Origin of the sequence: Acinetobacter sp. LMB-5 (assembly GCF_001541635.1) — a bacterium.
Classification (GTDB): Bacteria; Pseudomonadota; Gammaproteobacteria; order Pseudomonadales; family Moraxellaceae; genus Acinetobacter; species Acinetobacter pittii.
In genome coordinates this window covers 1-594 of record NZ_LRDR01000048.1, presented here as the reverse complement: position 1 = coordinate 594, position 594 = coordinate 1, and the positions used below count along the sequence as shown (strand labels likewise).

Here is a 594-nt window from a genome sequence, read left to right as displayed (position 1 = left end):
CAGTCCACTCACGCTCTGCTCTAGAGCGTGAGGTCGAGATGGCTGAAGCGCTAATTGCTGAAAAAGGTTCGACGTACCCAGATGCAACATTTGAAGAAGGCTATATCGCCGCACTAAATATGGTGATGAATCATCAAGGCTCAAATGTTCGAGAAGAATATGAAGAATTAATGGAGTCTCAAAATGCAAAATAAACAAGTATTCGAATATCAACAAACGCCTAAATTTAATCTCGGTGATGAAGTGCTAATGGTATTTCGCGTTAATGATGTTACGGAGTTAGCAAGCCGTTTGGTGTTTAAAGGAAAGATTGCTTGGATGCGCATTAATATCGAAGTCGAGAGTCTTATTCGCAATGCGGAGCAAACCCAAACTTACTCATACACTTATTATGTGGATATTGATGGAGAGTTGACTGACCGACGTTCAGACGGAAGTAATGTATTTTCTCTTGATGAAATGGATAAAGCTCAAGCTCTTGCGGACAAATATTTAAGTGACGCAAAGGAACGAAATGAAGCTAGGGCTGCATTATTGGAGCGTTTGTGCGGTAGTAATGGAGAAGCGAAATGAAAGAGTTTTTCCTGTTATATG

General features: G+C 40.6%; 2 protein-coding genes. Both read left to right on the top strand.

What is annotated here, in order from left to right:
- Positions 1 to 194 (top strand): hypothetical protein (locus AW165_RS19820; RefSeq protein ID WP_060466685.1); only part of this gene is annotated, 194 nt, incomplete at its 5' end.
- Positions 184 to 573, top strand: coding sequence for a hypothetical protein (locus AW165_RS18440; RefSeq protein ID WP_060466684.1), 390 nt, complete (start codon positions 184 to 186; stop codon positions 571 to 573). The genes AW165_RS19820 and AW165_RS18440, both read left to right, overlap by 11 nt.
- Positions 574 to 594: the final 21 nt, after the last annotated feature.